The sequence below is a fragment of the Paracoccus sp. NBH48 genome, assembly GCF_015390265.1.
GTDB classification, from domain to species: domain Bacteria; phylum Pseudomonadota; class Alphaproteobacteria; order Rhodobacterales; family Rhodobacteraceae; genus Paracoccus; species Paracoccus marcusii.
The window spans coordinates 317,340-339,227 of the sequence record NZ_VUOJ01000001.1; the positions used below are offsets into that span (position 1 = coordinate 317,340).

A 21,888-nucleotide genomic window follows, 5' to 3' on the forward strand; every position below is an offset into this window, starting at 1 on the left:
GGTGTCGCGATGTTGGGAATCGAACTTGCCACCGCCGCCTTCCTGCCTGCCGCCTTCGTGGCGTTGCTGGCGGGTGTCCTGTCCTTTCTGTCGCCCTGCGTGCTGCCGATCGTGCCGCCCTATCTGGCCTACATGACCGGGGTGGGGGTGAACGGGCTGAAGACCCGCGAACGCAGCGCCGTCGTGCCCGCGCTGTTCTTCGTGCTGGGCCTGTCGACGGTCTTTCTGGTGATGGGCTTTGCCGCGTCGGCCTTCGGGCGCGCCTTCCTGCAGTATCAGGACATCCTGGCCCGCGTCGCCGGTGTCATGGTGGTGGTGATGGGCCTGCATTTCCTGCACGTCATCCGCATCCCCTTTCTGGACCACGAGGCCCGGCTGCAATCGGGCCAGCAGGGCGGCGGCGCGTTGGGCGCCTATGTGCTGGGGCTGGCCTTCGCCTTTGGCTGGACGCCCTGCATCGGCCCGCAACTGGGCATGATCCTGTCGCTGGCGGCCACCGGGGGCGAACTGTCCCGCGGAACCGCACTGCTGGCGGTCTATGCCCTTGGGCTGGGGATCCCGTTCCTGCTGGCGGCGATCTTCATCAACCGGGCCATCGGCCTGATGAACCGCGTCAAGCCGTACCTCAAGACCATTGAACGCGTCATGGGCGCGCTTCTGGTTGTCGTGGGTGTCATGCTGCTGACCGGCGCCTTCTCGGCCTTCAGCTTCTGGCTGCTGGAGACGTTCCCCGCCTTGGCCACCCTGGGCTGAACCGCACAGCCGGCGCAGCCGGCACGGGGCCGGGCGGCAGCGCGCCGGAGGTCGCTTGCGGGCTCCGGCCCCGTTGCGCGATCACGTTGCGGCGCGAGCCCCGCCCCGCGGACAATCTCTGGTAGCGCGCCTGCGACAATCGCGCTATCCTTGTGCCCAGATCCGGGCAAACCGGACAGGACAGAGGCAGTGACGGCGGTATTCCCATGACCGAGATGGTCTTCGGCACGACGCCCGTTCGGGCGGGCGACCCGATTCTTCCACGCTGGTGGCGAACCCTGGACAAATGGTCGTTGACCTGCGTCCTTGGCCTGTTCGCCATCGGTCTTCTGCTGGGGCTGGCCGCATCGGTGCCCCTGGCAGAAAAGAACAACCTGCCGCGGTTCTACTATGTCCAGCGACAGATGGTGTTCGGGGGAATGGGCCTGTTCGTGATGCTGGTCATCTCGATGCTGACCCCCCGCCAGATCCGCCGCATCGGCGTTCTGGGCTTTGCCGTGTCCTTCCTGCTGATCCTGGCCCTGCCGATCATCGGCACCGACTTTGGAAAGGGCGCGACGCGGTGGCTGTCGCTCGGCTTCGTGTCGGTGCAGCCGTCGGAATTCCTCAAGCCGGGCTTCGTGGCGCTCTGCGCGTGGTTCATGGCCTCGGCGCAGGAACCGGGCGGCCCTCCGGGGCGGATCTATTCCTTCGGCGCCGCGATGACGATCGTCATCCTGCTGGCCCTGCAGCCCGACTTCGGCCAGGCCTCGCTGGTGCTGTTCTCGTGGCTGGTGATGTATTTCGTCGCCGGATCGCCGGTCATCCTGATCGTCTGCGTCGCGGGACTGGCCGGGATGGGCGGTCTGTTCGCCTATAACGCGTCCGAACACTTTGCCCGCCGGATCAACAGTTTCCTGTCATCGGAAATCGACGCGAACACCCAGATCTACTTTGCCACGAACGCCATCCAGGAAGGCCGCTTCTTCGGCGTCGGCGTGGGCGAGGGGACGGTGAAATGGTCGCTCCCCGATGCGCATACCGACTTCATCATCGCCGTCGCGGCCGAGGAATACGGCTTCATCATGGTCCTGGCGATCATCCTCCTCTACATGACCATCGTCATGCGCTCGCTGCTGCGGCTGGTGCGGGAACGCGATCCTTTCGCCCGCATCGCCGGCACGGGCCTAGCCTGCGCCTTCGGCGTGCAGGCGCTGATCAACATGGGCGTCGCGGTGCGCCTGCTGCCCGCCAAGGGCATGACGTTGCCCTTCGTCAGCTATGGCGGCTCGTCCATGATCGCGTCCGGCATCGCGCTTGGCATGCTGCTGGCGCTGACCCGCACCCGTCCGCAGGGCGAGTTCGCCGAAATCCTGCGCCGGTCCCGCTGATGGCCGCCCCCCTTGCCCTGATCGCCGCCGGAGGCACCGGCGGCCACATGTTTCCGGCCCAGGCCCTGGCAGAGCTGCTGCTGGCGCAGGGCTGGCGCGTCAAGCTGTCCACCGACGACCGCGGTGCGCGCTATGCCGGCGGCTTCCCCGAGGCGGTCGAGCGTCAGGTCGTGAAATCCGCGACCACCGCGCGCGGCGGGCTGTCGGGCAAGCTGGCGGCACCGTTCAAGATCGCAGCCGGGGTGCTGGCCGCCCGCCGGGCCTTCCGGCGCGACCGCCCGTCGGTCGTGATCGGGTTCGGCGGCTATCCGACCATCCCGGCGCTGTCGGCGGCGCATCTGATGGGCCTGCCGCGGATGATCCACGAACAGAACGGCGTCATGGGTCGGGTGAACCGGATGTTCGCGGCGCGCGTGCACCGCGTGGCCTGCGGCACCTGGCCCACGATCCTGCCGCAGGGCATTTCGGGCCAGCATGTCGGCAACCCGGTCCGCGGCGCGGTCCTGGACCGGGCCGCCAGCCCCTATGTCGCGCCGGGCGAGGGGGCGCTGAACCTGCTCGTCATCGGCGGCAGCCAGGGGGCGCGCGTCCTGTCGCAAGTCGTGCCCGCCGCCATCGCCGCCCTGCCTGCGGACCTGCGCGCCCGTATGCAGGTCAGCCACCAAGCCCGCCCCGAGGATGCCGATCAGGTCACGGCCGCCTATGCCGCAGCCGGCATCGCGGCCGAGGTTCAGCCCTTCTTCACCGACGTGCCGGACCGCATCACGGCCGCGCATCTGGTGATCAGCCGGTCGGGCGCATCGTCGCTGGCCGACATCACCGTGATCGGCCGCCCGGCGATCCTGATCCCCTTTGCCGCCGCCACCGGCGATCACCAGACCGCGAATGCGCAGGCGCTGGCCGATGCGGGCGCGGCGCATGTCCATCCCGAATCCGTGCTTGACGCGGACAGCCTCACGCGCGACATCCGCGCGATCCTGACGGACCCCGCCCAGGCCACGGCCATGGCGCAGGCGGCCCTGACCCTGGCGCGCCCCGACGCGGCGCGCCGCCTGTACGACCTCGTCGAGGAGATCACGCGATGAACGCAGCGACAAAACTGCCCGGAGAGCTGGGCCCCATCCATTTCGTGGGCATCGGCGGCATCGGCATGTCGGGCATCGCCGAGGTGCTGCTGACCCTGGGCTATCGTGTCCAGGGCAGCGATTCCAAGAAATCCAAGATCACCGACCGGCTGGAGACCCTGGGCGCCACCGTCTTCGAGGGCCAGCGCGCCGAGAACGTGGCGGGCGCAGGCGTCATCGTCATCTCGACCGCGATCAAGAAGGGCAACCCCGAGCTGGAGGAGGCGCGCCTGCGCGGCCTGCCCATCGTGCGCCGAGCCGAGATGCTGGCCGAACTGATGCGGCTGAAATCGAACATCGCCATCGCCGGCACGCATGGCAAGACGACGACCACCACGATGGTCGCGACCCTGCTGGATGCGGGCGGGCTGGACCCCACGGTCATCAACGGCGGCGTGATCCACGCCTATGGCTCGAACGCGCGGGCCGGTGCGGGCGAGTGGATGGTGGTCGAGGCCGACGAATCCGACGGCAGCTTCAACCGCCTGCCCGCCGACATCGCGATCGTCACCAATATCGACCCCGAACACATGGAGCATTGGGGCAGCTTCGATGCGCTGCGCCAGGCCTTCACCAACTTCGCGTCGTCGGTTCCGTTCTACGGCCTGGCCGTCTGCTGCACCGACCACCCAGAGGTGCAGGCGCTGGTGGGTCGGTTGACCGATCGCCGCGTGGTGACCTTCGGCTTCAACGCACAGGCCGACGTGCGGGCGATGAACCTGACCTATGACAAGGGCATCGCGCATTTCGACATCGCGCTGCAGGGCGAGGCGAGCGACGGTCCGATCCCGATGATCGAGGGTTGCACCCTGCCCATGCCGGGCGATCACAACGTCTCGAACTGCTTGGCGGCCGTGGCCGTCGCACGCCACCTGGGCATCAAGAAATCCGAGATCCGCACCGCGCTGGCGAAATTCGGCGGGGTCGGTCGCCGCTTTACCCGCGTCGGAGAGATCAACGGCGTGACCATCATCGACGATTACGGCCACCACCCGGTGGAGATCGCCGCCGTCCTCAAGGCCGCGCGCCAGGCCAGCACCGGCCGCGTGATCGCGGTCCACCAGCCGCATCGCTATTCGCGCCTGTCGAACCTGTTCGAGGATTTCTGCACCTGCTTCAACGAGGCCGACGTGGTCGCCATCGCCGACGTCTATTCCGCCGGAGAGGAGCCCATTCCCGGCGCCTCGCGCGACGATCTGGTGGCGGGGCTGATCGCCCACGGCCACCGCCACGCCCGCGCCATCCTGTCCGAGGACGACCTGGAGCGACTGGTCCGCGAACAGGCGCGGCCCGGTGACATGGTGGTCTGCCTAGGGGCGGGCACGATCTCGACCTGGGCCAACGGGCTGCCCGCGCGGTTGCAGGGCCAGGCCGCGTGACGGCCACGCCCGATCTTGCGATCCTGCCGCTGCTGGCGCTGGCGGGGGCGGCGGTCTGGCTGACGCTGGCCTGCCTGACCCCGCGCCTGAACCGCCGCTGGCAGCGACGCGCCAGCTGGGTCCTGGTGCTGGCAGGCGTCCCGGTTCTGGGCTGGCTGACGCTGGAATGGGGACCGGGCCTGGGCGTTCTGGGCTTTGGACTGGGTCTGCTGATGCTGCTGGGCCGTCCGACCGCGCGGCGCCGCGCGGCGCGGCTGCCCACGCCCGCCCCGATGAACACCGCCGAAGGACAGCGATGAATCCCTGGATCATCGCGGGCCTGTGCCTGTCGGGCGCGGGCGTCATCGCCTGGGGCAGCGCGCGGCTGCAGCTGCGCTGGCCGCTGCTGGTCCTGGCGGCACTGCTGGCGGCGATCGCGCTGCAGCTGTTTCGGGCGGCGCAGGGGCAGGGGGGCTTTCACGACCTGGCGGCCGTCGTCGCGCAAAGCTTTACTGTCCTGCCCGCACTGCTGGGCATGGTAACCGGGCTGGCACTGGCGCGCATCCGCGGCCACCGCCTGGCGTGGCGCAGCCCCCAGATCGTCCTGGCGCTGGCGTCGATGCTGGTTGCGGGTCTGGCCGCCGCGGCGACGCTGGTCCTCTAGTCCCGCGGTTGACGGACGGGGCGCCGCTGGCTACCACCCAAGGCCATGAGCATCGACCTTCCCACCCCCCGCGGCAGCCTGATCCCCGACAGAACCCTTGACGGCCTGACCTGGCTGCGCGTCGGCGGCCCCGCCGACTGGCTGTTCCAGCCCGCGGACGAGGATGACCTGGCCGAGTTCCTGGCCGCGCTGGACCCCGGTGTCCCGGTCTTTCCGATGGGCGTGGGCAGCAACCTGATCGTGCGCGACGGCGGCATCCGCGGCGTGGTCATCCGCCTTGGCCGCGCCTTCAACAGCGTCGAGATCGACGGCGACACCGTCACCGCGGGTGCCGCGGCGCTGGACGCGCAGGTCGCGCGGCGGGCGGCTGAGGCGGGGCTGGACCTGACCTTCCTGCGCACGATACCGGGCAGCATCGGGGGCGCGGTGCGGATGAACGCGGGCTGCTATGGCAGCTATGTGGGCGACCACCTGATCGACGCGCAGGCCGTCACGCGGCAGGGCGCACGCGTCACCCTGACGCCCGCCGATCTGCGTTTCGGCTATCGCGAGACGCATCTGCCGACCGATTGGGTGATCACCAGTGCCCGGCTGCGCGCCGCGCTGGGCGACCCCGACCGGCTGCACGCCAAGATGGCCGATCAGCTGGCACGGCGCGATGAAAGCCAGCCCACCCGCGAACGCAGCGCCGGTTCGACCTTTCGCAACCCGGCGGGGTTCAGCTCGACCGGGCAGGCGGATGACGTGCATGACCTGAAGGCATGGTCGCTGATCGACCGGGCGGGGCTGCGCGGGCACAGCTGGGGCGGCGCGCAGATGTCGGAAAAGCATCCGAACTTCCTGCTGAACACCGGCGGCGCGACCGCAGCCGAGCTGGAGGCCCTGGGCGAACTGGTCCGGCGCCGCGTGCTGGAGGAGAGCGGCCACGACCTGCAATGGGAGGTCATCCGCATCGGCGACCCCGGTCCCGACACGGACTGACGCCCGCTGCGCAACATTCTGCGCAGACAGCCGAAATTGAGCTTTTGCGGTTCGCGCTTTGCTTGTAACCTGATGCGACATGACGCCTTCGTTCAAGGGGGCGCGGACCAGATCAAGCCCGGATCAACCGGGCACGAAAGGCGAAAAGTGGCGGGCAGGTCGAGCAGGACAGCCCACTCGGTCGCTGTTCTGATGGGCGGACCCTCGGCTGAACGCCAGGTGTCGTTGTCGTCGGGACGCGAATGCGCAGATGCGCTGCGGGTGGCGGGATATCAGGTAACCGAAATCGATCTTGGCGCCGCGCGCGGGGACGAGATCGTCCGGCGTCTGGCCGATGCCGCACCCGACGTCGTCTTCAACGCCCTGCATGGCCGGTGGGGAGAGGACGGCTGCGTCCAGGGCCTGCTTGACTGGCTGGACCTGCCTTATACCCATTCGGGCGTGCTGGCCTCGGCGCTGGCGATGGACAAGACGCGCGCCAAGCAGGCGTTCCGCGCCGCCGGCCTGCCCGTGGTCGAGAGCGTCATCGCCGATGCCGCCGAGGTGCGCCTGCGCCATGTCATTCCGCCCCCCTATGTGGTCAAGCCCAATGACGAGGGATCGTCCGTCGGCGTCTACATCGTCCATGACGGCGCCAACCAGCCGCCCGCGCTGTCCGCCGATATGCCCGAGCGCGTGATGGTCGAGACCTATGCCCCCGGGCGGGAGCTGACGACCACGGTCATGGGTGACCGCGCGCTGGATGTGACCGAGATCCTGACCAGCGGCTGGTACGATTACGCCGCGAAATACACCGTCGGCGGGTCGCGCCACGTGATCCCCGCGGACATTCCCGACGACATCCGCGCCGCCTGCCTGGAGATGGCCGTGCGCGCGCACAAGGCGCTTGGCTGCACCGGCCTGACGCGCACCGATTTCCGGTGGGACGAGACGCGCGGCGTGGACGGGCTGATCATCCTGGAGCTGAACACCCAGCCCGGCATGACGCCGACCAGTCTTGCCCCCGAACAGGCGGCCCATGCGGGCATCGACTTTCCCGCGCTGATGCGCTGGATGGTGGAGGACGCGCTGTGCCGGTCGTGATCGATCACCGTCCCGGAAAGCAGATCACCCCGCCCGCCGCGCGGCAGCGCCGCGACCCCGCGCCGTCGCGCCTGAAGTACCGCCTGGAGCGGATGTGGCTGACGCCGCTGTACCGCCGGGTGTTGCGCGTGGGCCTTCCGGCCTTTGCCATCGCGATGATCGGGGGGCTGTGGCTGGCCGACGAGGACCGTCGCGCCGCGCTGAACGACACCGTCGCCAGCGTGGTGACCAAGGTCCAGAGCCGCGACGAATTCCAGGTCCGCATCATGACGATCGAGGGGGCGACCCCGGTGGTGGACCGGGCCCTGCGCGCGATGCTGCCGGTGGATCTGCCGGCCTCCAGCTTCGATATCGATCTGGCGGCGCTGCGCCTGCAGGTGCTGCAGCTGGACGCGGTCGAATCCATCGACTTGCGCATCAAGCCGGGCGGCATCCTGTCGGCGGTGGTCAAGGAACGCGAACCCGCGATCCTGTGGCGCCACGCGCGCGGCATCGACATGCTGGACGCCGGCGGCCATCGCGTGGCCAGCCTGACCTCGCGCGAGGTGCGCGCCGACCTGCCGCTGATCACCGGAGAGGGGGCGGATCTGGCCACGACCGAGGCGCTGGCCCTGTTCGACGCCGCGGGTCCGATCCTGCCCCGCGTGCGTGGCCTTGTGCGGCGCGGCGAACGGCGGTGGGACCTGGTGCTGGATCACGGCCAGCGCATCCTGCTGCCCGAGACCGGTGCGGTGATCGCGCTGGAGGCCGCGATCGCAATGGATCGGGCCGAGGACATGCTGGGCCGCGACATCACAATCGTCGATCTGCGCGACCCGACGCGGCCCGTCCTGCGGTTAGGGATCGACGCGCGCAACACGATACGCACCGCACGCGGGCTGCCGCTGCTGGGACCCGATGGCAGCGTGCTGCCCGATGACAAGAAGACGGAGGGCTGAGGAATGGTGGACCTGTATCAGACGCAACGCGCGATGCGTAACATCCGCCGGGCGGCCCTGCAGCGGGGCGTGATCGGCATCCTGGACATCGGCACGTCCAAGATCGCCTGCCTTGTCCTGCGCATCGACGGCAATGGCACCTTCCGGGAAACCGACGGCGTGGGCCCGATGGCGGGGCAGGTCAATTTCCGCGTGATCGGCGCGGCATCGACCCGGTCGCGCGGGATGCGCCGCGGCGAGATCGAGACCATGGCCGAGACCGAGCGCGCGATCCGCACGGTCGTCGCCGCCGCGCAGAAGGTCGCGGGCGTGCGTGTCGATCACGTCATCGCCTGCCTGTCGGGCGGCCGGCCGGCCTCGTATGGCCTGGCCGGAGAGATCGTGCTGGAATCCGGCAAGGTCGGCGAACATGACGTGGCTTCCGTGCTGGCCGCCTGCGACGCGCCCGATTTCGGCCGCGGCCGCGAGGTGCTGCACGCGCAGCCGGTGAATTTCGCGGTCGACAACCGCAGCAACCTGGCCGACCCGCGCGACCATCTGGGCAACAAGCTGTTCTGCGACATGCATGTGCTGACCGTGGACGGCGATTCCATCGGCAACCTGGTCCAGTGCATCCGCCGCTGTGATCTTGAACTGGCGGGGATCGCCTCAGCGCCCTATGCCTCGGCCCGCGCGTCGCTGGTCGAGGATGAGCAGGAGCTGGGCGCGGCCTGCGTCGATTTCGGCGGTGGCGGCACCGGCGTGTCGATCTTCGTCAAGAAGCACATGATCTTTTCCGATCACGTGCCCATCGGCGGCAACCTGATCACCCAGGACATCGCCCAGGGTCTGCGCGTCAGCCTGCCCGTGGCAGAGCGCCTGAAGACGCTGAACGGGGGCGTCGAGGCGACGGGCCGCGACGACCGCGACATGATCGAGGTCGGCGGAGAGACCGGGGACTGGGAGGCGGACCGCCGCCAGGTCAGCCGCGCCGACGTGATCGGCGTGATGCGCCCCCGCGTCGAGGAAATGCTGGAGCATGTCCGCGAGGTGCTGGATGCGGCCGGGTTCGACTGGATGCCCAGCCAGCAGATCGTGCTGACCGGGGGCGGCAGCCAGATCCCAGGCCTGGACGGTCTGGCGACGCGCATCCTGGGTCCGAACGTGCGCTGCGGGCGGCCGCTGCGCATCGACGGTCTGGCCCATCAGCTGACCGATCCCAGCTTTTCCAGCGCCGTCGGCCTGGCGCTGTTCGCAGCACATCCGCAGGATGAATGGTGGGATTTCGAGATGCCGGCCGACCGCTATCCCGCGCGCAGCCTGCGTCGCGCCTATCGCTGGTTCAAGAACAACTGGTGATTGCACCACCTTGGTTCTGGGGGGTGGCAAGGGTTTTCCCACCACATTCGGAAGACATGGCAAGATGCCGCCTATTTCAAGGGTAGCCCCTCCAGATTTTGCGAAACGCCCGGCTTTTTCGGGTGACGGAACTGGTGCCAATTGTTACGGTAACCATTAAGAAACGGGATTCGAGCGGTACACCCGCCTCCCCAATGCAGCAGCGGTAACAGGCGGACACCATGAACCTCAATCTGATGATGAATGACGAAGAAGAGCTGAAGCCGCGCATCACCGTCTTCGGTGTCGGTGGCGCAGGTGGCAACGCCGTCAACAACATGATTCAGAAGCAGCTCGACGGGGTCGAGTTCGTGGTCGCCAACACCGACGCGCAGGCGCTGCAGCAGTCGCGTGCGACCTCGCGCATCCAGATCGGGCCCAAGGTCACCGAGGGTCTGGGCGCGGGCGCCAAGCCCACGATCGGCGCCAAGGCCGCCGAGGAGACGATCGAGGACATCGTCGATCACCTGATGGGCGCGCATATGTGCTTCATCACCGCGGGCATGGGCGGCGGCACCGGCACCGGTGCGGCCCCGATCATCGCGCAGGCCGCGCGCGAGATGGGCATCCTGACCGTCGGCGTGGTGACCAAGCCCTTCCAGTTCGAGGGCACCAAGCGGATGCGCCAGGCCGAGGAGGGCGTCGAGGCCCTGCAGAAGGTCGTGGACACGCTGATCATCATTCCGAACCAGAACCTGTTCCGGCTGGCCAACGAAAAGACCACGTTCACCGACGCCTTCGCGCTGGCCGACGATGTGCTGTACCAGGGCGTCAAGGGCGTGACCGACCTGATGGTCAAGCCTGGCCTGATCAACCTGGACTTTGCCGACGTGCGATCGGTGATGGACGAGATGGGCAAGGCCATGATGGGCACCGGCGAGGCCTCGGGCGAGAACCGCGCCCAGGAAGCCGCCGAGCGTGCCATCGCAAACCCGCTGCTGGACGAGATCAGCCTTAACGGCGCGCGCGGCGTGCTGATCAACATCACCGGCGGCTATGACATGACCCTGTTCGAACTGGACGAGGCGGCCAACGTCATCCGCGACAAGGTGGATGCCGATGCCAACATCATCGTCGGTTCGACCCTGGACCCCGACATGGACGGCACGATCCGCGTTTCGGTCGTGGCGACCGGCATCGACGCCGCCGTCGCGGTGGCCGAGGTTCCCTCGCCCCGCCGCGGCATGGCCGCACCGCTGACCCAGAACCCGCAGGTCGGTGCCGCCGCCGAGGAGCAGCCGGCGATCCCGGCGCGCCGCGTGGCGCCCCCGATCGCATCCTCTGCCGAGACGGCCCGTGTCGAGGCCCCGCGCCACGACCCGCGCGCCGAGGACGACATGCCGCAGCCGGCCTATCAGCCGAAGGACAGCGCCCGCCAGAACGCCGTGCGCATCGACGACGACGCGTCGGCCTTTGTCGCGCCCCGTGCGCCGCAGTCCCCGCGTGCCGGCCAGCCCGCACCCGAGGTGATGGACCGCCTGCGCCGCGCCGTGGACAACCACGGTCGCGTCCCCGCACAGCCGCAGCAGCAGCCTGCACAGCCCGCCACCAGCCGGATGAGCGGTCTGGGCCGCATGCTGGAGCGCATGGCAGGCCATGGCAACGACCAGCCTGGCGGCGCCAAGCCGGCCGCATCCTCGATCGCCGAGCGTGTGAACGACCGCGTCGCCGTCCGCGCCCGTCAGCACGACACCGACTTCGACGATCTGGCCAGCCCCGACTCAAACGGCAAGGACAATGTCGAGATCCCGGCTTTCCTGCGCCGTCAGGCCAACTGACGGATCACGAAACCGGCACATCCACTGGTTGCAAGGGCCGCTGCAAAGCGGCCCTTTCCCTTTGCCGGTCAACCTCTTGGGCGAAAACGGCCATCGGGTTGCAGGGCAGGGCAGGGGAATGTTTCACCCCGTTACAAAACGTTAATTGAATGCGTTCACTGCCGGACCTAGCTGGAGTGACAGAAGGGGCAAGTGCGCCCCACGACGAATCCGAAGGCAGGCAGATCATGCAGGCGACGCTGAAAGACACGGTGACATTGCAGGGCGTCGGGCTTCACTCCGGTGCGCCCGCGCGTCTGGTCATGCATCCCGCACGGCCCGGCCACGGGATCGTCTTTCGCCGCACCGACCTGTCGCCTGCGGTCGACATTCCGGCATTGTGGGACCATGTGACGCCGTCCAAGCTGTGCACGCTGCTGGACAACGGTTTGGGTGTGACCCTCTCGACGGTCGAGCATGTGATGGCTGCGCTGGCCGGCACGGGTATCCACAACGCGCTGATCACCGTCGATGGGCCCGAAATTCCGATCCTGGACGGTTCGGCCGCGCCCTTCGTGGACGCGATCTTGGACACCGGCATCGCGCGTCAGGCCGCACCGCTGCGCGCGATCCGCGTCCTGCGCACGGTCGAGGTCCGCGAGGGCGAGGCCTTTGCCCGCCTGTCGCCCGCCGACCACCTTGAGATCGATTTCGAGATCGACTTTACCGACGCCGCAATCGGGCATCAGGAAAAGCGTCTGGACATGGCCAATGGCGCGTTCCTGCGCGAACTGGCCGACAGCCGCACCTTCTGCCGCGCGTCGGATGTCGAGGCGATGCGCCGCAACGGTCTGGCCCTGGGCGGGACCTATCTGAACGCGGTCGTGGTGGATGGCGGGCGCGTCCTGTCGCCGGGCGGTCTGCGTCACGCGGACGAGGCCGTGCGCCACAAGATGCTGGACGCCACCGGCGATCTGGCGCTGGCCGGTGCGCCGCTGCTGGCGCGCTATACCGGCCACCGCGCGGGCCACGCGATGACCAACCGCCTGCTGCGGGCGCTGTTCGCCGACCCCACCGCATGGACTTGGGAGCGGTGCACGCCCGAGCTGGAAGGCCGCCTGCCGGGTGCGGGTGTCGCCGACTATGCACGCCCCGAACTTGCCGCGGCCTTTGCGGCCGAGTGACGGCGCGGGGCGCCGGGACCTTGGCCGAATTCAACGGATTGCCATTTTGCGCCCCCTGATGTTCTGTGCTAGAGGATCCCGGCAGTGCCGCCCGTACGCGGGCAGCGCATCGGCAAATCGTAGGGCAGGATAAAGATGGCGGGCTCGAAAATCTCGGCTTCGGTGGTGGCTGCGGTGCTGGCGGGCGTTGTCCTGACTGGCTGCGGCGGCAACCGGGACGCGGCGCAAAAGCAGAATCTGGACCGCTTTACGGCCGAGGAAATCTACAAGCGGGGCGAGTTCGAGCTGGAGAACAGCGGCGATCCCGAGGATGCCGTCGTCTATTTCAGCGAGATCGAGCGGCTGTATCCCTATTCCGAATGGGCCAAGCGCGCGCTGATCATGCAAGCCTATGGCAACCACAAGGCAGGCAATTACGAAGAGGCCCGCGGCGCGGCGCAGCGGTTCCTGGACACCTATCCGACCGATGAGGATGCCGCCTATGCGCAGTATCTGCTGGCGCTGTCCTATTACGATCAGATCGACGACGTCGGGCGTGATCAGGGCCTGACCTTCCAGGCACTGCAGGGGCTGCGGACGGTGATCGAGCAGTATCCCGACAGCGAATATGCCCGCAGTTCGATCCTGAAATTCGACTTGGCGTTCGATCACCTGGCCGCCAAGGAAATGGAGATCGGGCGTTACTACCTGAAGCAGGGGCATTACGCAGCGTCGGTGAACCGGTTCCGTGTGGTGGTCGAGGAGTTCCAGACGACCACCCAGACCCCCGAGGCGCTGCTGCGTTTGGTCGAGGCCTATCTGGCCCTTGGACTGCTGGACGAGGCGCAGACGGCGGGCGCCATCCTGGGACACAACTTCCAGTCCTCGCCCTTCTATGACGACGCGTTCCGGCAGCTGCGCGGCCGCGGCCTGTCGGCCGAGGTGCGCGGTGACAGCTGGCTGACCAACGTCTATCGCCAGACCATCCAGGGACGCTGGCTGTAATGCAGGCCGTGCGCAGGGGCCGTGGCCCATGCTGAGATCGCTGGACATCCGCGACATGCTGTTGATCGACCGGCTGGAGCTGTCGTTCGGCCCCGGCCTGAACGTGCTGACCGGAGAGACCGGCGCGGGCAAGTCCATCCTCCTGGATTGCCTGGGGTTCGTCCTGGGCTGGCGCAGCCGCGCCGAATTGGTCCGCCAGGGGGCGGCGCAGGGCGAGGTTCAGGCGGTGTTCGACCTGCCGGAGGTTCATCCCGCCCGCGCCCTGCTGGCCGAGGCCGGGATCACGATCGATGACGACGAACTGATCCTGCGCCGCGTGAACACGCTGGACGGGCGCAAGACGGGCTGGGTCAATGACCGCCGGGTGTCGGGCGAGGTTCTGCGGCAGCTGTCCGAGGTCCTGGTCGAGCTGCACGGGCAGCATGACGACCGCGGGCTGTTGAATCCGCGCGGGCATCGCACCCTGCTGGACGCGTTCGGCGCGATGGACCTGTCGGCGGTCCGCCGGACCTGGGCCGCACGGCGCGATGCGGACCGGGCACTGGCCGAGGCCGAGGCCGCGTTGGCCGCCGCCCGGCAGGAGGAAGAGTTCCTGCGCCACGCCGTGGCGGAACTGGACAAGCTGGCCCCCGAACCCGGCGAGGAACAGCGCCTGGATATCGCGCGCCGCGCCATGCAGGGCGCAGAGCGCATTCGGGATGACGTGGCGCGCGCTCTGCAGATGCTGGCGGGAGACGGTGCCGAAGGCGCGATGGTCGACGCCGCGCGCTGGTTGGAGGGCGCATCCGAGCAGGCCGAAGGTCGACTGGACGAGCCCCTGGCCGCCCTGTCACGTGCGCTGATCGAGCTGGGCGAGGCCACCCGCGGGGTCGAGGACACGCTGGCCGCGCTGGATTTCGATCCGCACGCGCTGGAATCGACCGAGGAGCGTCTGTTCGCACTGCGTGCCTTGGCGCGAAAGCATGACATCCTGCCCGACGATCTGGCCGGGCTGGCGCAGCAACTGCGCGACCGACTGGAGCGTCTGGACGCCAGCGAGGCGCGGATGGGCGACCTGCGCCGTGCCGCGCGGGACGCTCAGGCGGACTATGATGCCGCGGCCGATGCGCTGACCGCCGCCCGGACCGAGGCCGCGACCCGGTTGGACCGCGCCGTGACCGCCGAACTTGTGCCGCTGAAGATGGAACGTGCGGTCTTTCGCACCGTCGTGTCGCCCGCCGAACCCGGGCCGGACGGGCGCGATACCGTGGCGTTCACGGTGGCGACCAACCCGGGCGCGCCGTCGGGACCGCTGGACAAGATCGCCTCCGGTGGCGAACTGTCCCGCTTTCTGCTGGCGCTGAAGGTCTGCCTGGCGCGGGGGAACGACGCGCTGGTCATGATCTTCGACGAGATCGATCGCGGGGTCGGCGGGGCCACGGCCGATGCCGTCGGTCGCCGTCTGCAGAATCTTGCGGATGGTGCGCAGGTGCTGGTCATCACCCATTCGCCGCAGGTCGCGGCCTTGGGCGCGGTGCATTTCCGTGTGTCGAAATCGGTGACGGACGGGATGACCACCTCCACCGTCACGCCGCTGCCCCAACCCGACCGCGTGGCCGAGATCGCGCGCATGCTATCGGGCGACCGTGTCACCGACGCTGCGACCGAGGCTGCGCGCGCCTTGTTGGACGGTTAGTCCAGAATCCGCGGTGCGGGTCGCAGCACCGACAGGATACGCCCGTCATCTGAATCGATCCGTACCAGATGGCCACCGACCACGGCATAGCTGTCGCCATCGGGCGCCTGAGACAGGCCATAGCGGCCCGGCGCGCTGACACGATGCAGTTGGTCCTCGGGAACACTGTCACCGACCATCGGCATGGTCGCATGCCCGCCCAGACATTCCGTCGTACATGACGGCACAGCCTGCAGGCCACGGGTCGGCGTGGTGTTGGGGGCGGTCAGGGCGGCGAGGCCGAGCATTGTCCCGGCCGCCACGGCGGCAAGGGGGTGCAGCGGCGTCATCATATCCTCGGATCAGTTACAACGGGTCAACCCGGGATTGCCTGACGGGTTCCGCTGCGACGCCGCATGGCAGGCATGCCGATGCGGAACTGCTACGTTCAGTCGGGCAGGGGCCGCAGGATCGACAGGATCTTGCCGCTGCCGATCTGGATGCGGACCAGATGGCCCGATACGACGGCATAGACGCTGCCCGGCAGCTGCGGCCCAAGGCCCACGGCGCCGGGCTTTTCGATCTGGCGAACCTGCTCGGGCGCCGGCACCTCACCGACGGTGGGGCGCTGCTGGGCAAAGCCGCTCTGAGGGACCAGCGCGCATGCGCCGATCAGCAGGGCGGAGGAAAGACGTCGCAAGATCCGGTCCATGATGGCTGCACCCCGTTCGCAGGCTCGCCACCGCATATCACCACGGCAGGGGTTAACAACCCGTTCCGATCAACCGTTCCGCGCCGTAAATCGGGGCAGCATGGCCGAAAAATCCTGGCCCCGGCCGTCTTCGCGGGTGACGAAGTCGTCATATTGTTGATGCGCCAACGCCCCCATCGGGGTCTGCGCGCCGACCGATTCGGCCGCCTGTTGGGACAGGCCAAGATCCTTGAGCATCAGTTCGGCGGCAAAGCCGGGCTTGTAGCCGTTGTCCGCAGGGCTGACAGGGCCCACGCCCGGCGCCGGGCAATAGGCGTTCATCGACCAGCTATAGCCCGAACTGGTCGACACGACGTCGAACATCTTCTGGCGGTCCAGCCCCAGCTTGTCGGCCAAGGCAAAGGCTTCGCAGGTGGCGATCATGGTGACGCCCAGGATCATGTTGTTGCAGATCTTGGCCGCCTGTCCCGCGCCGCTGTCGCCGCAATGGACGGCCTTCTGGCCCATGACCGCGAACAGCGGCTGGACGGTGGCGAAATCGGCTTCGGCGCCACCCACCATGAAGGTCAGCGTGCCGGCCTGTGCGCCGCCGGTGCCGCCCGAGACGGGCGCGTCCAGCGCACCCAGCCCCGCTGCGCGGGCCGCTTGCGCCACGGCGCGCGCGCTGTCCACGTCGACGGTGGAGCAGTCGCACAGGACCGCGCCCTGCTGCATGGCGGGGATTATCTGGCCGGCCACGTCGCGCAGGATCTGGCCATTGGGCAGCATGGTGAAGACCACATCCGCGCCCGACACCGCCTCGGTCGCGCTGGCGGCGAGGGTCACGCCCGCAGGGGCGGGGGCTGCGGTGTCGAAACCCGTGACCTGATGGCCCGCGGCGGCCAGGTTGGCGGCCATGGGCGCGCCCATATTGCCCAGTCCGATGAAGCCGATCTTCATTCTGCAGTCTCCCATTGCAGTTCGTCATCCCCGAGCGGGGCCAGCATCGCGCGCAGCGTGTCATCGGACGCGTCCCGGCGCCAGACGGGCTTGCGATCCTTGTCGATGATCTGGGCGCGCACGCCCTCCAGGAAATCGCTTTCGGCCGTGGCGCGGGCGGTAAAGCGGTATTCGCGCGACAGCGACTGCTGCATGCAGTCGTCGCCGCGGGCCGCACGCACCATCGCCAGCCCCGCCGCCATCGACAGCGGCGAATTGCGCCGCAGCGCCTCCAGCGATTCGTCGTCGCCCGCCTCCTGCAACGCGGCGGTGATATCGGCCAGGGTGCGGCCACCAAAGGCGGACAGGTCGCGCCGGTCCAGCGTCGCCGCGGGGGCAGGGTGGCCGCGCAGGCCGGTCACGTCGCCGCTGTCCTCCAGCATGGCGATCAGGCCCGGCCAGTCCGCTTCGGGAATATACATGTCCGCAAAGCCGGCATGGATCGCGTCGCCTGCCGTCATCCGACCCCCGGTCATCGCCAGGTATTCACCGATCCGCCCCGGCGCGCGACCCAGCAGCCAGGTGCCGCCCACGTCGGGGATCAGGCCGATGCCGCTTTCGGGCATCGCGATGCGCGTCGTGTCGCCGACGATCCGGTGGCTGGCATGACCGCCCACCCCCACGCCGCCGCCCATGACGAACCCTTGCATGAAAGCCACGATGGGCTTGGGAAAATCGGCGATGGCCGCATTCATGCGGTATTCGTCGCGAAAGAAGTCGCGCCCGACCTGGTGATCGCCCGCGCGGCCCGCATGGTAGACGGCGGCGATGTCGCCCCCGGCGCAGAAGGCGCGGTCACCATCGGCATCGATGATGACCAGCGCGACCGCAGGATCGTCGCGCCAGCCGTCCAAAGCGTCGTGGATGGCGCGGGCCATGGCATGGGTCAGGGCGTTCAGCGCCTTGGGCCGGGTGAAGGTGATGCGCCCGGCGCGCCCGGCGGTGCGGGTGGTAAGGTCGTCCATGTCAGGCCCTTTCCGCCAACAGGGCGCGGCTGATGATCAGGCGCATGATCTCGTTCGTGCCCTCCAGGATCTGGTGGACGCGCAGGTCGCGCACGATCTTCTCGATCCCGTAATCGGCCAGATAGCCATAGCCGCCGTGCAGCTGCAGGCATTGGTTGGCGACCTCGAAGGCGCGGTCGGTGACGTGCAGTTTCGCCATGGCGCAAAACTTGGTGGCATCCGGCGCGCCCTGATCCAGCTTCCACGCCGCCTGGCGCAGGAAGATGCGTGCCGATTGCAGGGCGGTCTCCATTTCGGCCAGCCGGAACTGCAGCGCCTGGAACTGGTCCAGCGATTTGCCGAAGGCTTTGCGGTCGCCCATATAGGCCAGCGTCCGGTCCAGCGCCGATTGCGCACCGCCCAGTGCGGCGGCGGCGATGTTCAGGCGCCCCCCGTCCAGCCCGGCCATGGCATAGCTGAAGCCGCGGCCTTCCTCGCCCAGCAGGTTGTCGGCGGGCAGGATGCAGTCGTCGAACTGGACCTGGGTCGTGGGCTGGGACCGCCAGCCCATCTTGTCCTCAAGCCCCCCGAAGGAGAGGCCCGGCGTGCCGTTCTCGACGATGACGGTGCTGATGCCCTTGGGGCCGTCGCCGCCGCTGCGGACCATGGCGACATAGACGTCGCTATAGCCGCCGCCGCTGATGAAGGCCTTGGTCCCATTCAGCCGCCAGCCCTGATCGTCGCGGTCCGCGCGGGTGCGCAGCGCCGCTGCATCCGAGCCGGAGCCCGGTTCGGTCAGGCAATAGCTGAAGATGCGGGTCATCGAACACAGGTCGGGCAGCCAGCGGTCGCGGGCCTGATCGCTGCCGAACTTGTCGATCATGCCGCCGCACATGTTGTGGATCGACAGGAACGACGCGACCGAGGGGCAGGCCATCGACAGCGCCTCGAAGACCAGCGTGCCGTCCAGGCGGGACAGCCCCGTGCCGCCGTGATCCTCGGAGACGAAGATGCCGCCCAGGCCCAGGGCCGCCACGTCGGGCCAGAGGTCGCGCGGGATGGTGCCCTGACGTTCCCAGTCCTGCGCATGGGGCGCGATGCGGTCGGCCCCGAAATCGCGGGCCATGTCGAAGATGGCCTGCTGTTCCTCGGTCAGTGCGAAATCCATCGGCAGCCCCTCCCCGGACCGGTGTGAATTGAACAGCTGTTTAATTGCCAGATGTTGCGACAGTGTTGCAAGCGGTTACAGGTCGCGGGTGAACTCCTGCACCAGATGGCGGGTGACGGCGCGCAGCGCGTCGTCGCGGTCGGCCCCGGCCTGACGGGCGCGGGCATGGACGGCGCGCTGCGCCTCGGCCGCGGTGCCATGCGCCACCATGTCTCGCAGGCGGGCCACATGGGGCTGACAGTCCAGCGCGTCGGCATCCTGCGCAATCAGGCCCAGCCAGTCGTCGGCGATCTGGTCGAACGGGATGATCCGCCCCGCGCCGAAATCGATCAGCCCCTCGGTGGTACCATAGCGCAGCGCGCGCCAGCGGTTCTCGGCCAGCAGGAAGGGCTCGTACTGCCGCCAGCGCTGATTGCCGCGCGACAGGCGCCACAACATGCGCAAGGTGGTCTGGATCAGCGCGGCCAGGGTCAACGCATCCTCGATCCGCGGGCAGGCGTCGCAGATGCGGGTTTCCAGCGTGGGGTATTTGCTGCTGGGGCGCAGGTCCCACCAGATCTTGCTGCTGTCCTCGATGATGCCCAGGTCGGTCAGGGCCTGGACCGAGCGTTCGAACTCGTCCCAGCTGCCCATCTGCGGCGGCAGGCCGGTGCGGGGCATGTCGCCGAAGACCGTGGTGCGGTACGAGGCAAGGCCCGAATCCTCGCCCATCCAGAAGGGGCTGGAGGCAGACAAGGCCAGCAGATGCGGCAGGAAATAGGCCAGCTGGTTCATCAGGTCGATGCGCTGCGCAGGGTCGGGTATGCCCACATGGACATGCATGCCGCAGATCAGCATGCGCCGCGCCACGCCGCCCATGTCGCGCGACAGCTGATTGTAGCGGTCCTTGTCGGTATGATCTTGTTCGCGCCAGTCGGCCTGCGGATGGCACGACGCCGAGATGGGCGCCAGCCCATGTTCCGCGGCGCACCGGGCAACGGTGCCGCGCAGGTGGCGCAGGTGATCGCCCGCGGCGCGGATGTCGGCGCTGACCGGGGTGCCGATCTCGACCTGGCAGCGCAGGAATTCGGGGCTGACCTGCTCGCCCAGATCGACCGTGAGCGCCTGCATCAGCGCCTCGGGCGCCGCGGCCAGTTGTAGTGTGTCGGCGTCGACGAGGAGATATTCCTCCTCGATGCCCAGGGTGAAGTCGGGATCAGTCGTCATGGGTCCGTCCTGGTTGCCACGACGCGCCGGGCTTGCGTCCCGCGAGGTGCTGGGGGGCTGGCTGCCCCCCGGACCCCCCGCGCAGCGCCCCCCGCATCGGGAGGACTGGCTCCGGCGTCAGTCCATGGCCTTGAAGTTGAACTCTCCGCCTTCCTTGATCCCCGACGGCCAGCGCGCCGTCACGGTCTTGGTCCGCGTATAGAAGCGGAACGCATCGGGGCCGTGCTGGTTCAGGTCGCCGAAGCCCGATTTCTTCCAGCCGCCGAAGGTGTGATAGGCCAGCGGCACCGGGATCGGCACGTTGATGCCCACCATGCCGATGTTGATGCGGTTCGCGAAGTCGCGCGCCGTATCGCCGTCGCGGGTATAGATCGCGGTGCCGTTGCCGTATTCGTGGTCGAGCGCCAGCTTGATCGCATCCTCATAGGTTGCGGCGCGGACGGTGGAGAGGACCGGGCCGAAGATCTCGGTCTTGTAGATGTCCATGTCCGGGGTTACGCGGTCGAAGAGGTGGGGGCCGACGAAGAAGCCGTCCTCATAGCCCTGCAGATTGAAGTTGCGGCCGTCGACGACTAGGTCGGCGCCCTGATCCACGCCCGACTGCACCAGGCGCAGGATGTTCTCCTTGGCGGCCTTGGTCACGACCGGGCCGTAGTCGATGTCGTTGCCGGCGGTCCAGGGACCGACCTTCAGCTTCTCGATCCGGGGGATCAGCTTCTCGATCAGCGCGTCGGCGGTCTTCTCGCCCACCGGCACCGCGACCGAGATCGCCATGCAGCGTTCGCCTGCCGCGCCGTAGCCCGCGCCGACCAGCGCATCCGCGGCCTGGTCCAAGTCGGCGTCGGGCATGATGATCATGTGGTTCTTGGCACCGCCGAAGCACTGCGCGCGCTTGCCGGTCGCGGCGGCGCGTTCATAGATGTACTGCGCGATCGGGGTCGAGCCGACAAAGCCCACGGCCTGGATGACCTCGCTGTCCAGGATCGCGTCGACCGATTCCTTGTCGCCGTTCACCACCTGCAGCACGCCGTCGGGCAGGCCCGCCTCCTGCAGCAGCTTGGCCAGCATCAGCGGCACCGAGGGGTCACGCTCGGAGGGTTTCAGGATCATCGCGTTGCCGGCGGAGAGCGCCGGGCCCATCTTCCACAGCGGGATCATGGCCGGAAAGTTGAAGGGCGTGATGCCCGCGACCACGCCCAGGGGCTGGCGCATGGAATACATGTCGATGCCGGGGCCGGCGCTGTCGGTGAACTCGCCCTTCAGCAGATGCGGCGCGCCTATGCAGAACTCGATCACCTCCAGCCCGCGCTGGATGTCGCCCTTGGCGTCGGGAAAGGTCTTGCCGTGTTCGCTGGACAGGGCCTCGGCCAGCTTGTCCATGTCGCGGTTGATCAGGCCGACAAAGGCCATCATCACGCGGGCGCGGCGCTGCGGATTGGTGGCGCCCCATGCGATCTGGGCCTTGGCGGCGCGGGCGATGGCGTCGTCCATCTCGGCCTTGGTGATCAGCGACAGGCGGGCCTGAACCTCGCCCGTGGCGGGGTTGTAGACGTCGGAAAACCGGCCAGAGGTGCCCTTGTATTCCTTGCCGTCGATCCAGTGATGTATCTCTTTCATCGCGTCCTCCTGCAACTGTTGGGCGCAGCCTAGTCT

Annotated in this window: 21 protein-coding genes; 14 read left to right on the forward strand and 7 right to left on the reverse strand. The window is 68.4% G+C overall.

The genetic code is table 11. From position 1 onward, the window contains the following. The first annotated feature begins 9 nt into the window (after nt 1–9). From F1642_RS01515 to recN, 14 genes are all read left to right on the forward strand, one after another. A complete protein-coding gene (locus F1642_RS01515; RefSeq protein ID WP_194885286.1) occupies nt 10–753 on the forward strand; it encodes a cytochrome c biogenesis CcdA family protein in 744 nt (247 codons plus the stop codon). A gap of 206 nt (nt 754–959) precedes the next feature. Next, a complete protein-coding gene (gene ftsW, locus F1642_RS01520; protein WP_194885287.1) occupies nt 960–2,123 on the forward strand; it encodes a putative lipid II flippase FtsW in 1,164 nt (387 codons plus the stop codon). Then, nucleotides 2,123–3,208 carry an undecaprenyldiphospho-muramoylpentapeptide beta-N-acetylglucosaminyltransferase gene (gene murG / locus F1642_RS01525; RefSeq protein WP_194885288.1) on the forward strand — a complete coding sequence of 362 codons (1,086 nt, stop codon included), beginning with the start codon at nt 2,123–2,125 and terminating at the stop codon, nt 3,206–3,208. The genes ftsW and murG overlap by 1 nt, the downstream gene beginning before the upstream one ends. Further along, nucleotides 3,205–4,626, forward strand: coding sequence for a UDP-N-acetylmuramate--L-alanine ligase (gene murC, locus F1642_RS01530; RefSeq protein ID WP_194885289.1), 1,422 nt, complete (start codon nt 3,205–3,207; stop codon nt 4,624–4,626). Before murG ends, murC begins: the two co-directional genes overlap by 4 nt. After that, nucleotides 4,623–4,925, forward strand: coding sequence for a DUF2484 family protein (locus F1642_RS01535; RefSeq protein ID WP_064503538.1), 303 nt, complete (start codon nt 4,623–4,625; stop codon nt 4,923–4,925). The genes murC and F1642_RS01535 overlap by 4 nt, the downstream gene beginning before the upstream one ends. Next, nucleotides 4,922–5,269 (forward strand): hypothetical protein, encoded by a 348-nt coding sequence (locus tag F1642_RS01540; protein WP_194885290.1) that lies wholly within the window; start codon nt 4,922–4,924, stop codon nt 5,267–5,269. Before F1642_RS01535 ends, F1642_RS01540 begins: the two co-directional genes overlap by 4 nt. Nucleotides 5,270–5,314: 45 nt before the next feature. Continuing rightward, nucleotides 5,315–6,250 carry a UDP-N-acetylmuramate dehydrogenase gene (murB, locus tag F1642_RS01545; protein ID WP_194885291.1) on the forward strand — a complete coding sequence of 312 codons (936 nt, stop codon included), beginning with the start codon at nt 5,315–5,317 and terminating at the stop codon, nt 6,248–6,250. A gap of 147 nt (nt 6,251–6,397) precedes the next feature. Then, the gene (locus F1642_RS01550) at nt 6,398–7,333 is read left to right on the forward strand and encodes a D-alanine--D-alanine ligase (protein ID WP_194885292.1); all 936 of its coding nucleotides are present in this window, start codon (nt 6,398–6,400) and stop codon (nt 7,331–7,333) included. Then, entirely contained in the window at nt 7,321–8,271 is a 951-nt protein-coding gene (locus tag F1642_RS01555) for a cell division protein FtsQ/DivIB (RefSeq protein ID WP_045981145.1), read from the forward strand. The genes F1642_RS01550 and F1642_RS01555 overlap by 13 nt, the downstream gene beginning before the upstream one ends. 3 nt (nt 8,272–8,274) lie before the next feature. Then, the gene (ftsA, locus tag F1642_RS01560) at nt 8,275–9,609 is read left to right on the forward strand and encodes a cell division protein FtsA (protein WP_045981146.1); all 1,335 of its coding nucleotides are present in this window, start codon (nt 8,275–8,277) and stop codon (nt 9,607–9,609) included. Nucleotides 9,610–9,830: 221 nt separating this feature from the next. Then, on the forward strand, nt 9,831–11,426 hold the full coding sequence (gene ftsZ, locus F1642_RS01565) for a cell division protein FtsZ (protein ID WP_127898162.1): 1,596 nt from the start codon (nt 9,831–9,833) through the stop codon (nt 11,424–11,426). Between the two features lie 227 nt (nt 11,427–11,653). Then, complete coding sequence (gene lpxC / locus F1642_RS01570) at nt 11,654–12,589, forward strand: UDP-3-O-acyl-N-acetylglucosamine deacetylase (RefSeq protein ID WP_045999514.1); 936 nt, start codon at nt 11,654–11,656, stop codon at nt 12,587–12,589. Between the two features lie 135 nt (nt 12,590–12,724). Next, entirely contained in the window at nt 12,725–13,573 is an 849-nt protein-coding gene (locus F1642_RS01575; RefSeq protein WP_045981149.1) for an outer membrane protein assembly factor BamD, read from the forward strand. A gap of 28 nt (nt 13,574–13,601) precedes the next feature. Beyond that, nucleotides 13,602–15,248 (forward strand): DNA repair protein RecN, encoded by a 1,647-nt coding sequence (gene recN / locus F1642_RS01580; protein ID WP_194885293.1) that lies wholly within the window; start codon nt 13,602–13,604, stop codon nt 15,246–15,248. Here recN and F1642_RS01585 read toward each other — a convergent pair. From F1642_RS01585 to F1642_RS01615, 7 genes are all read right to left on the reverse strand, one after another. Next, nucleotides 15,245–15,577 carry an RcnB family protein gene (locus tag F1642_RS01585; protein ID WP_194885294.1) on the reverse strand — a complete coding sequence of 111 codons (333 nt, stop codon included), beginning with the start codon at nt 15,575–15,577 and terminating at the stop codon, nt 15,245–15,247. The genes recN and F1642_RS01585 overlap by 4 nt on opposite strands. Before the next feature lie 98 nt (nt 15,578–15,675). Further along, nucleotides 15,676–15,927, reverse strand: coding sequence for a hypothetical protein (locus tag F1642_RS01590; protein ID WP_194885295.1), 252 nt, complete (start codon nt 15,925–15,927; stop codon nt 15,676–15,678). 81 nt (nt 15,928–16,008) lie between these two features. Beyond that, nucleotides 16,009–16,878, reverse strand: coding sequence for a 3-hydroxyisobutyrate dehydrogenase (gene mmsB / locus F1642_RS01595; RefSeq protein WP_045999511.1), 870 nt, complete (start codon nt 16,876–16,878; stop codon nt 16,009–16,011). After that, complete coding sequence (locus F1642_RS01600) at nt 16,875–17,882, reverse strand: enoyl-CoA hydratase/isomerase family protein (RefSeq protein ID WP_194885296.1); 1,008 nt, start codon at nt 17,880–17,882, stop codon at nt 16,875–16,877. Before F1642_RS01600 ends, mmsB begins: the two co-directional genes overlap by 4 nt. Nucleotide 17,883: 1 nt before the next feature. Further along, entirely contained in the window at nt 17,884–19,029 is a 1,146-nt protein-coding gene (locus F1642_RS01605) for an acyl-CoA dehydrogenase family protein (protein ID WP_194885297.1), read from the reverse strand. Nucleotides 19,030–19,104: 75 nt separating this feature from the next. Then, complete coding sequence (locus tag F1642_RS01610) at nt 19,105–20,235, reverse strand: carboxylate-amine ligase (protein ID WP_194885298.1); 1,131 nt, start codon at nt 20,233–20,235, stop codon at nt 19,105–19,107. A 117-nt stretch (nt 20,236–20,352) separates the two neighbouring features. Then, complete coding sequence (locus tag F1642_RS01615; RefSeq protein WP_194885299.1) at nt 20,353–21,852, reverse strand: CoA-acylating methylmalonate-semialdehyde dehydrogenase; 1,500 nt, start codon at nt 21,850–21,852, stop codon at nt 20,353–20,355. Nucleotides 21,853–21,888 lie beyond the last annotated feature (36 nt).

What these genes read in the sequence shown, in the direction of transcription:
- F1642_RS01515 (WP_194885286.1), top strand. Translation starts at nt 10, where the DNA reads ATGTTGGGAATCGAACTTGCCACCGCCGCCTTCCTGCCTGCCGCCTTC.
- ftsW (WP_194885287.1), top strand. Translation starts at nt 960, where the DNA reads ATGACCGAGATGGTCTTCGGCACGACGCCCGTTCGGGCGGGCGACCCG.
- murG (WP_194885288.1), top strand. Translation starts at nt 2,123, where the DNA reads ATGGCCGCCCCCCTTGCCCTGATCGCCGCCGGAGGCACCGGCGGCCAC.
- murC (WP_194885289.1), top strand. Translation starts at nt 3,205, where the DNA reads ATGAACGCAGCGACAAAACTGCCCGGAGAGCTGGGCCCCATCCATTTC.
- F1642_RS01540 (WP_194885290.1), top strand. Translation starts at nt 4,922, where the DNA reads ATGAATCCCTGGATCATCGCGGGCCTGTGCCTGTCGGGCGCGGGCGTC.
- murB (WP_194885291.1), top strand. Translation starts at nt 5,315, where the DNA reads ATGAGCATCGACCTTCCCACCCCCCGCGGCAGCCTGATCCCCGACAGA.
- ftsA (WP_045981146.1), top strand. Translation starts at nt 8,275, where the DNA reads ATGGTGGACCTGTATCAGACGCAACGCGCGATGCGTAACATCCGCCGG.
- ftsZ (WP_127898162.1), top strand. Translation starts at nt 9,831, where the DNA reads ATGAACCTCAATCTGATGATGAATGACGAAGAAGAGCTGAAGCCGCGC.
- lpxC (WP_045999514.1), top strand. Translation starts at nt 11,654, where the DNA reads ATGCAGGCGACGCTGAAAGACACGGTGACATTGCAGGGCGTCGGGCTT.
- F1642_RS01575 (WP_045981149.1), top strand. Translation starts at nt 12,725, where the DNA reads ATGGCGGGCTCGAAAATCTCGGCTTCGGTGGTGGCTGCGGTGCTGGCG.
- recN (WP_194885293.1), top strand. Translation starts at nt 13,602, where the DNA reads ATGCTGAGATCGCTGGACATCCGCGACATGCTGTTGATCGACCGGCTG.
- F1642_RS01585 (WP_194885294.1), bottom strand. Translation starts at nt 15,577, where the DNA reads ATGACGCCGCTGCACCCCCTTGCCGCCGTGGCGGCCGGGACAATGCTC.
- mmsB (WP_045999511.1), bottom strand. Translation starts at nt 16,878, where the DNA reads ATGAAGATCGGCTTCATCGGACTGGGCAATATGGGCGCGCCCATGGCC.
- F1642_RS01600 (WP_194885296.1), bottom strand. Translation starts at nt 17,882, where the DNA reads ATGGACGACCTTACCACCCGCACCGCCGGGCGCGCCGGGCGCATCACC.
- F1642_RS01605 (WP_194885297.1), bottom strand. Translation starts at nt 19,029, where the DNA reads ATGGATTTCGCACTGACCGAGGAACAGCAGGCCATCTTCGACATGGCC.
- F1642_RS01610 (WP_194885298.1), bottom strand. Translation starts at nt 20,235, where the DNA reads ATGACGACTGATCCCGACTTCACCCTGGGCATCGAGGAGGAATATCTC.
- F1642_RS01615 (WP_194885299.1), bottom strand. Translation starts at nt 21,852, where the DNA reads ATGAAAGAGATACATCACTGGATCGACGGCAAGGAATACAAGGGCACC.